Source organism: Nonomuraea sp. NPDC005650 (genome assembly GCF_040605375.1).
GTDB lineage: Bacteria > Actinomycetota > Actinomycetes > Streptosporangiales > Streptosporangiaceae > Nonomuraea.
The window spans coordinates 24439-33398 of sequence record NZ_JBEXCR010000082.1 but is presented as its reverse complement, the minus strand read 5'-3'; the positions used below and the strand labels follow the sequence as shown (position 1 = coordinate 33398).

Genomic DNA, 8960 nt, shown 5'->3' with positions numbered 1-8960 from the left:
GAACTCGGGAGGGTGAGGTGCGGGCATGAAGGACATCCTTCCTGATGATCAAGGGTGACCTCAGGTCAAGTGTCCGGAGAACTGGGGGAAGCTCACACTGACCTGGTCGAGCACGTGGGCCAGACCCAGAACTGGGTCGCGGAGATCATCGAGCGGCGTATCACCGACCCCACACAGTTGCCCACGGAGATGGCCGTACTCCCCACCGACCCCCGCGAGTGGCAGGCGTGGCTGTCGGATTCCGCGCAGCGGGTCGCGAGCGCGTGCTCCGATGACGCGCTCGACGCGCCGGTGTTCAACCCCGCGGGGGACGAGCGGCCCGGGACGCGATTCTGGATGTCCAGCATGCTCAACGAAGCGGTCGTCCACGGCTTTGACGCAGCCGCCGCGGCGGACCGACCGGCCGACATTGACGCAGACGTCGCAGCCGCGCTCATCAGCAACCACCTCGCGATGCTGACCTCCCCCACGTGGGGGATGCAGCGGCCGAAGTCCGCCCATGCCATCCGGGGCACCGGGCAGACCCTGCAGTGGCTGGCCACCGACACCACCGACGACGCGGGCGCTTGGTTCGTCGAACGACGGCCTGACGGGGCGACGTGGCAGCCCGGAACCCAGCAGGCCGATGTGACGGTGACCGACCCGGCACGATCGCTGCTGCTGACCTTGACCCGACGACTCCCTCTCACCGACCGCGAAGCCACCAACATCAATGTCGACGGCGACACCGACCTCGCCCAGCACTGGCTCGACAACACCGCCCATGTCAGCGACTGACCGGCACCGAAAGGCCCACCGCCACGACGAAGGGAACGTTCGGCATGACACCGGTACGAGATGCCGTCATCGGGGAAGCAACGGACGGCGCGGGGGACGTCTTCGCCCGCGGACGTTCAACTTGATCGAGCGAACCGACGAGTCAGGAGGTGATCAGCAAGTCGCCTGACACGCGATGCACTCCAGGTCGACACCATGCTCATGCATGAGCTTCGATGAGTTGAGACAGTGCTCACTGTCCCCGCCACGATGACACACCGCGAGGCCAGGCGAGCACAGAAGACTGCTGAGCGCCAAAGCCGCTGACAGAACGTAGTGGCGATTACAGAGAGATACTTTGGGGCTGGTCGCGCGGACCCGAGTGGGGCCCTGTTCGGACAGTAGCGCGGTCGAGATGAGGGGTTGCTTCTGACAGGACGGTATTCATCGTCTGGGTCATGGCCGTCCGACGCAATCCCAAGAAGGACAAGGCCGCCCGGCGGCGCCGCCCCGAGCGGCGTCCGGCGTCATCGGGCAGACGGGTGCGGATGAGCCTGGAGACGGTCACGACCCGGCTTGGCTTCCAGGTCAGAGAGGCGACCGTGCGGCGCATCCTGCGCTCCCGCCGCTTGGGCCCGGCGCCCCGACATCTCGACACCTCCTGGCGGACCTTCCTGCGGTCACAGGCCGAAGACCTACTGGCCTGCGACTTCTTCCATGTTGACACGATCTTTCTGAAACGCTTGTACGTACTGTTCGTGATGGAGGTCCGTACGCGACACGTGCACGTCCTGGGCGTGACCAGCCACCCGACCGGCGCATGGACCGCTCAGCAGGCCCGCAATCTTCTGATCGACCTCGGCGAGCGCGCAGGGACATTTCGCTTCCTCATCCGCGATCGGGACGCCAAGTTCACCGCCGTGTTTGATGAGGTGTTCGCCGCCGTGGGCGTAACGGTGCTGAAAACGCCGCCGCGAACACCGAGGGCGAACTGCTATGCCGAGCGCTGGATCCGTACGGTACGCGCCGAGTGCACCGACCGAATGCTGATCCACAGCGAACGTCACCTGCGCTCGGTTCTGAACGAGTATTGCGATCACTACAACACGCATCGACCGCATCAGGCTTGTGGTCAGCGACCGCCCGATCAAGATCAGCATGTGGTGGTGCCGGTGGAAGGCCGGATCGAACGCCACGAGGTACTCGGAGGAGCGATCAACGAGTACCGCCGAGCCTGCTCGATCAGCGAAATCCCAGATCAGACCATGCGCGCGAGTTTTGACGCGGTACACGCGCCGGAACTATTGGTTCGGACGCCTCTCGCATGGAGATCGTCAGCGCCGCAAGCCCGGTCGTGCAGCGCGCGTCATCGGCGGCCGGAAGCGGACAGGCAGATCCCTCTGGCAGCGTCGCTACGGCGTCTGCCTGTCCGGTCCACGGTGTCATCAGCCGTCAATGGGGCGGCGTTCTCGCTCGCGAAGCCACACGAACGCCAGCACTGCCACGTTCACGACGGCCAGAATGATGAGCACGGGACCACCGCCCGCACCTTCGGAGCGATCGACGACGAGAACGCCGCCCCCTGCCATGAGCACGTTGACAGTCGTCACGACCACGTTGTTCGCGATATGGAACCCCATCGCGGCTTCAAGGCCGCGAGTGATCAATCCCATGAGTGCCGTGCAGACCGAGAGGAAGATGTAGTAGCTGCTGAGCCAGGGATCACCGGCCCCATGCATGAGGGCGAACGAGAGGCTCGAGACCACGAGGCCGGCGATGAACGCCGGCCGCACAGCCCTGAACCACGAACCAGCGGCCGGGAGCACCGCGCCCCGGAATATGATCTCCTCGCCGGCCGACTGGACGGGAGTGGTGAGAAGCACCACTACCAGCATCGCCACGGTGGTGCCGCTGATACTGAAGCCCACCCACCCTGGGGCATCGGGCGCCACGATCGCCACCACAGCGATGCCGGCCCCGACAAGCACGGCAGAGCCGGCGAAATAGATCGCGAGGCGCCGCCGATCGAAGCGCCGGGGTGAGCTGAAGACCCTACGCCACGGCACCTTCGCGAACCACGAAACGAGCACCAGGGCAAGCAACGCTGTCAGGCCAGTACTGAGGTTGGCCGCCAAGAGCTTGAGTGGAGTCAGCGTCGACTCGAGGGGATCCTCGCCGGCGTCGACGAGACCAGCCAGCAGATAGAGTCCGAGCTGGAGCAGAAGAAGCGTCACCGGCATCGCGGCGATGACGATCAGCGACTTCCACCACGCCATCCGGATATGCGTACCGAAGGGACGCGTGTCATCCAGAGAATGAGGAGTCGTTCCGGGGTTGCCAGCAACTCCCGGCGCAACGGGATTCGTCTGTGAGTCCATGGGGCTTTGAACCTTGTCCTAGCCGAGTCGATCACCCCAGTGAAAACCGTGTGGTCGCCACATAGTCAAGGCCTGCGACCGAGGTCCCGGACTAGGGCGAGCTCAACGCTCCTTCCCAAAGTGAGCCGAGTGACCTCGATCACCGGCTGAGGACCGGCGGCGAGCAAGATTCCATGGAAAACACTGTTCCAGGAACGGGGTCAACACCCTTTACCAGCGACTGCGTCGATCCGCGACAAACGTCATCGCCACTTGGTCGATGCGGCCCTTCCCTGCTGGAATGCGTTCGCCTTTACCGTCGGCTGCGAAGAAGCCGCCGCATCCGAAGCAGAGGTCAGCGCCATGCGAAAATCGCCCGTCATTCTGCTGGCTCTGGTGGTGGCCGCGGCCATCGGCGCGGTGGGCTCCGACGCTGCCGGAGCGGCTCCTGCCCCTGGGCTGCGACACGGAGCGCGACCCTGGTCACGCCGATCATCGGTGACGGATGATGGAGCGGCTGTCGATCAGCTGACCTCCTTGCCGAGCAGACCAGCGTCGACTGCCGGACGAAACTGGCGCCCAAGGCCCGACCGAGCGGACTGCCCGGCGGGTGGCCACGATGTTTCTGCACGGTGCGGTCCAGAGCAGCTACCCGGCAGGGTCTGAGGGCGGGTCAGAGGTGGTTGGTGTAGAAGGTGGCCAGCCGGTCGACGGCGGCGTCGACGTACTCGGGTACGTCGTACATCTCGTAGTGGCGGGCGTTCTTGATCACCATGCGGTCGACGGGGTTGGGCGCCAGGTCCCAGAGGCGCTTGCCGGACTCGTCGAAGCCGGTGCCGTCGAGGTTCTCGGCGAGGATGAGCTGCAGCGGCTGGATCATGAGCTGATCGACCAGGTGGAAGGCGTCGAACCCGATGAGCAGCGAGTCGCCCCGGGTGAGGCGGCGGTTCGTCGAGTGCTCGTTCTGACCGCGCTCGGTGCGGTAGTACCGGAGCGCCTGGAGCAGGTCGACGTCGGTCACCCCGGCCGACTCGGCCTCGGCCAGGGAGTCGAGCGCAGCAGCCGGTCCGTCGGCCTGGAAACCACGGAACGATGAACCAATCTCGCCGGGGTCGATGGCGCCGACCGCCTTGATCCGATGGTCGGTGCGGGCGGTGTGCACCGCGTACCCGCCGCCGGCGCAGATGCCGAGGACGCCGATGCGGTGCGGGTCGATGCCGGGAATCGTGGTGAGCGCGTCGATCGCGTAGAAGATATCTTCACTGCGCCGGTACGGGTCCTCGAGGTCGCGGGGCTCGCCACCGCTCTGCCCCTGGTGGGCGGGGTCGAAGACGAGCGCCGCGATGCCCCGGGCGGCGAGCCGGGACGCGTAGTTCGCGCCGATCTGCTCCTTGGCACTGCTGCCGGGCGTCGAGAGCACCACCGCGCGGAGCGGCTGGACGTCGTCGACGCCGTCGGGCCGGTGCAGGTCGGCGGCGAGTTCGATCGGGCCGCGCGGAATCGAGATGTGCTCAAGCATGGGGTCGGCCGCTTTTCGTTAGGACAGGTACTTGTTCATTTCTAAACTAGTTCGGGTTCGCACTAGTTCGAAACCGTACTACTTTGGGAGAGGATCCGCATGCCGGTGGATGCCGCGCCGGTGGACGCTGAACCATCGCCTGCTCACCGTCGTGCTGGACGCCTGCACCGCCGACCTGGCCGAGCTCGGGCTCGAGACCAAGGAGTTCTTCGTGCTCGCGGAGGCGGAGACGTCGCCGCACCCGGCCGAGTTGGCGGCAACGCTGGTGATCTCGAAGGCCAGCATGACGGCCTACGTCCGCAATCTCTGCGCCAAGGGATTTCTGCGCCGCGAGATCGACGACACGGACCTGCGCCGGCATCGGCTCGTCCTGACCCCCGAGGGCACAGCGGCGCGCGACCGTGCCCTCGCAGCGCTCGCGGCCGAGTTCGACCGCCGACTGGCCAAGGTCACGTCACGCGACCGTTCGGAGCTGCAATGCATCCGGACGTCCCTGGTCGAGCTCGGCTAGAGCGCATCACCGGCGGTGGATCAGCCGATCATCCCCGGGCCACCGCCGCCTCGTCGCAGACCGGCCGTCGGGGACGCCTCGCAGTCGGTGTCCCTCGGAAGCTTGCCGTCGACCAGCCAGGAGGTGCCGATGTTGAGGGCGCACGCGTTGCCGCCGTAGACGTAGACGCCGTGCTGGTTGTCATCGACCGTTACCAGACGGGACCGCTTGGCGAACTCACTGCGGTAGATCTGTCCGCCGATCAGCGGCGTGGCCACGTCACGGCGATTCTGCATGATCAGGATGTTCGCCGGGCCGTTGTCGTTCATCGCGACCTGCGGCTCGGGCGACTTGAGGGACCAGAAGGCGCACGGGTTGATGTTGCCCGATGCCGCACCGAAGATCGGGAACTTCCCGCGGTCCTCAGCGACGCTGCGCTGGTACGCCTCGACATCACTGGGCCAGTGGCTGTCGTTACAGGTCACCGCCAGGTATGACGACAGGAAGTTGGACTGCACGAGCGGCTGAGCCCGCCCCGGCATCCCGCCGTCCGCCGTCAGCCTCTTGATCGCCGCGTCGTCGGACATATTCAGCGCCTGCCACAGCTGGGCCAGCGCACCGTAGCCCGACTCGTTGTACAGATTGATATACATGTAGAGCCGAAAGGCGCGTCCGTCCACTCCGGAGATCGGCTCCTCGTCGAGCCGCTCCGCGATGGCGAAGTAGGTGCTGCGTACGTCCCTCGGGGTGCGGCCCAGCCCGTACGCGGGGTGCCGGGCCGCCGCCCACCGGGCGAAGTCCGGAAACGCCTGCTCCGCGCCCAGCCCGTACCGTCGCTGGGCAGCGCGGGTCAGCGCCGTGTCGCCGAGGCTGCTGTCGATGATGATCCGGTCGCTGGTGCGCGGGAACATCGACGCGTACGCGGCACCCAGCGCGGACCCGTACGAAGCGCCGAAGAAGCTGGCCTTCTCCTCTCCCAGCGCCGCCCGGATCGCGTCCAGGTCCCGAGCCGTGTTGGCCGTCGACATGTGGACCATCCGGCCGTCGGGGTCGTTCGCCGCGCACTGATCGGCGACGGCCTTGGCCGCCTTGGCGTCCGCCGCCACGGTCGCCGCATCCTTGGCCCACGGCGGGATGTTGCCGGGGTAGTTCTGCTCGACGGTGAACTTGCAGTCGACCGGGGCCGAATGGCCGACGCCGCGAGGGTCCAGGCCGATCAGGTCGTACGCATCCAGCACGCTGTTCGGGATGCCCCGGTTGACCAGATCGGCCGGCATGGTCAGTCCGCTCACACCCGGGCCACCCGGGTTGAGGAGCAGCACGCCCCGTCGCTTCTCCGGGTTCACGCTGGCGATCCGGGAGATCGTCAGGTCGATCTTCGTCCCGGCCGGGTTCCGATAGTCCAGCGGTACCGTCACGGTCGAGCACTGCAAAGTCGGTGCCGTCGCCGCGATGTCCTCCGGGCAGGCGCCCCAGGCCGCGACGGCGGCCCGGCCGGCTCCCTGGCCGGCATTCGCGGCCGGCACCACCGCCAACCCACTGAGCAGGCCGGCCGTCATTGCCAGGGCCAGCCCCCAACCCATGCCACGCTTTCGCTTCGTCTCCACTCCCCCCAGTGAGAACTATGTTCCTGCAACGCAGTCAACCCGAGCGGTCGAAACTCGCAATGTCAGGCGGTCAGCTGCTGACGCAACGCGGCCGAGTCGTGCAGGTTGGTCATCTTCACGAATCGGCCGTCACTGACGGTGTAGATGACGTGCTCGGCAATCTCGAAGGACCTTCCGGTGGCGGGGACTCCGAGCCACTCCTTGACCGGAGTGCCGGCGTTGATCGCGCGTATCGCGATGCGGTCGCGATCGATCAGCAGCTCCTTGACGTCCCAGTGGAAGTCGGGGACGGCGTCGAAGATTCCCTTCAGGGCCGAGACGACATCGTGGCGGCTGCCGGGGACGCCGTCCAGCAGAACCTCGTCGTTGATGAACTTGTCCATGCCGTCGAGTTCGTGATTGTTGAGCGCCTCGACGTAGCGCCAGTACCAGCTGCGCAAGTCATCCTCTGTCATGACATCGCCTCTCCTCGAGACAGGCTGCCGTACGGCGGCTCCTAGATGTGCACCGATCGGTACAGAACAGAAAGGCTACTTCGGTACCGATCGATACGCAAGGGGTGGGGCCCAGGATCGACCGAGCTTGACCTGGTTCCGGGAACATGGTTTCTCCTTACGGTGATCTTTGTGGAGAACCGGACCGACGGTTGCGGATGAGCACCTTCGGCTAAAATCGAAGACTGTTTTCAAGGAGACGCCGTGGCGTACATCAAGGTCGGTACCGAGAACAGCACCGACATCGAGCTCTATTACGAGGACCACGGGACCGGGCGTCCGGTCGTGCTCATCCACGGTTACCCGCTGGACGGGCACTCCTGGGAGAAGCAGAGCGCGGCGCTGCTCGAGGCCGGGTACCGGGTCATCACCTACGACCGGCGTGGCTTCGGGCAGTCCTCCCAGCCGACCATCGGCTACGACTACGACACGTTCGCCGCCGATCTGAACACGGTGCTCGAGACCCTGGACCTGACTGACGTCACGCTCGTCGGCTTCAGCATGGGCACCGGCGAGGTCGGCCGCTACCTGGGCCGGTACGGCTCGGGCCGGGTCGCCAAGGCGGCCTTCCTGGCCTCACTGGAGCCGTTCCTGCTGCAGACCGAGGACAACCCGACCGGGGTGCCGCAGGAGGTCTTCGACGGCATCTCCGCCGCGGCCACCGCCGATCGGTACGCCTGGTTCGCCGAGTTCTACAAGAACTTCTACAACACCGACGAGAACCTGGGCGGCCGCCTGTCCGAAGAAGCGTTGTGCAACAGCTGGAACGTCGCCGCCGGCGCCTCCTGGTACGCATCCAGCGCCGTGGTCCCGACCTGGCTGACCGACTTCCGGGGAGATCTGGCCGCGATCGACGTGCCGGCGTTGATCCTGCACGGCACCGGCGACCGGATCTTGCCGATCGACGCCACCGCCCGCGAGTTCCACAAGCGGGTCCCGCAGGCCGATTACGTCGAGATCGAGGGTGCCCCGCACGGCCTGCTCTGGACCCACGCCCACGAGGTCAACGAGGCCCTGCTGACCTTCCTGGCCAAGTAATGGGCGAGCCGACGACCGGCCGGGGACCGGCTAGACCGGCGGCCAGCTCCGTAGGGCGGCGTCGGCGACCAACTGGAGGATGTCGCGCTCCGCGCCGCCGGCGGCCTGCACCGCGATGCCGTTCCCTATCGTTATGACGTACTTCGCCAAGACTGACGGGTCGGTCTCCGGTGGCAGGTCGCCCTCCTCGACCGCGCGCCGGAACCGATCCGTCAGCTTGGTGCTGATTTCTTCTCCCCACGCGGCCAGCAGGTCGCGGATCACCCGCCCGTCCTCGCCCCCGACCAGGGACGCCCGGAGGCTGAGACACCCGGTCGGGTAGCCCGGCAGGGTGGCGCTCCGGACCGCGCCACGCAGGAACACCGTGGCCACCTGCTGGGCGGTCGGCTCGGCCAGCGCCTCGGCGCCGTACGACGCCGGGCCGTCGCCGTATCGCATCAGGGCCTTCCGGAACAACTCCTCCTTGTTGCCGAAGGCCGCGTACATGCTCGTGCGGTTGATCCCCATCGCCTCGGTCAGGTCGGTGAGGCTCGCGCCCTCGTAGCCGTTCTCCCAGAACACCCGCATCGCGTTCTCAAGCGCTTCGTCGGCGTCGAAGCCCCTGGGCCGACCCACCTGCGCGCTCCGTTGACCGTCCACGTGACCCACCTTACCCATTACTTACCGATCGATCCAGATGTGCTAGCGTAATTCTGTACC

The 8960-nt window shown here is 66.4% G+C and carries 8 protein-coding genes and 1 pseudogene; 4 read left to right on the top strand and 5 right to left on the bottom strand.

Translation table 11 applies throughout. The features are described from left to right. The first annotated feature begins 69 nt into the window (after positions 1-69). Both ABZS69_RS64245 and ABZS69_RS64240 read left to right on the top strand, forming a co-directional pair. On the top strand, positions 70-777 hold the full coding sequence (locus tag ABZS69_RS64245) for a maleylpyruvate isomerase N-terminal domain-containing protein (RefSeq protein WP_355394078.1): 708 nt from the start codon (positions 70-72) through the stop codon (positions 775-777). Positions 778-1214: 437 nt separating this feature from the next. Continuing rightward, positions 1215-1841 (top strand): annotated as a pseudogene (locus ABZS69_RS64240) (hypothetical protein); the annotation flags it as partial. A gap of 360 nt (positions 1842-2201) precedes the next feature. On the opposite strand, the gene ABZS69_RS64235 reads toward ABZS69_RS64240, so the two are convergent. Further along, positions 2202-3134, bottom strand: a complete 933-nt coding sequence (locus ABZS69_RS64235; RefSeq protein WP_355394075.1) for a CPBP family intramembrane glutamic endopeptidase — start codon at positions 3132-3134, stop codon at positions 2202-2204. Positions 3135-3786: 652 nt separating this feature from the next. Next, complete coding sequence (locus tag ABZS69_RS64230; RefSeq protein WP_355394072.1) at positions 3787-4632, bottom strand: alpha/beta hydrolase; 846 nt, start codon at positions 4630-4632, stop codon at positions 3787-3789. A gap of 109 nt (positions 4633-4741) precedes the next feature. Between ABZS69_RS64230 and ABZS69_RS64225 the strand changes: the two genes are divergently transcribed. After that, positions 4742-5143, top strand: coding sequence for a MarR family transcriptional regulator (locus ABZS69_RS64225; RefSeq protein ID WP_355394069.1), 402 nt, complete (start codon positions 4742-4744; stop codon positions 5141-5143). 20 nt (positions 5144-5163) lie between these two features. Here the strand turns inward: ABZS69_RS64225 and ABZS69_RS64220 are convergent, their stop codons facing one another. After that, positions 5164-6540 (bottom strand): alpha/beta hydrolase, encoded by a 1377-nt coding sequence (locus ABZS69_RS64220; RefSeq protein ID WP_355394066.1) that lies wholly within the window; start codon positions 6538-6540, stop codon positions 5164-5166. A gap of 251 nt (positions 6541-6791) precedes the next feature. Beyond that, positions 6792-7184, bottom strand: coding sequence for an ester cyclase (locus tag ABZS69_RS64215; RefSeq protein ID WP_355394063.1), 393 nt, complete (start codon positions 7182-7184; stop codon positions 6792-6794). A gap of 243 nt (positions 7185-7427) precedes the next feature. On the opposite strand from ABZS69_RS64215, the gene ABZS69_RS64210 reads away from it, so the two are divergent. Beyond that, positions 7428-8261: an alpha/beta hydrolase gene (locus ABZS69_RS64210; RefSeq protein ID WP_355394060.1), complete on the top strand. Its 834-nt coding sequence runs from the start codon at positions 7428-7430 to the stop codon at positions 8259-8261. A 30-nt stretch (positions 8262-8291) separates the two neighbouring features. Here ABZS69_RS64210 and ABZS69_RS64205 read toward each other — a convergent pair whose 3' ends face one another. Continuing rightward, positions 8292-8900: a TetR/AcrR family transcriptional regulator gene (locus ABZS69_RS64205; RefSeq protein ID WP_355394057.1), complete on the bottom strand. Its 609-nt coding sequence runs from the start codon at positions 8898-8900 to the stop codon at positions 8292-8294. Between the last annotated feature and the right edge of the window lie 60 nt (positions 8901-8960).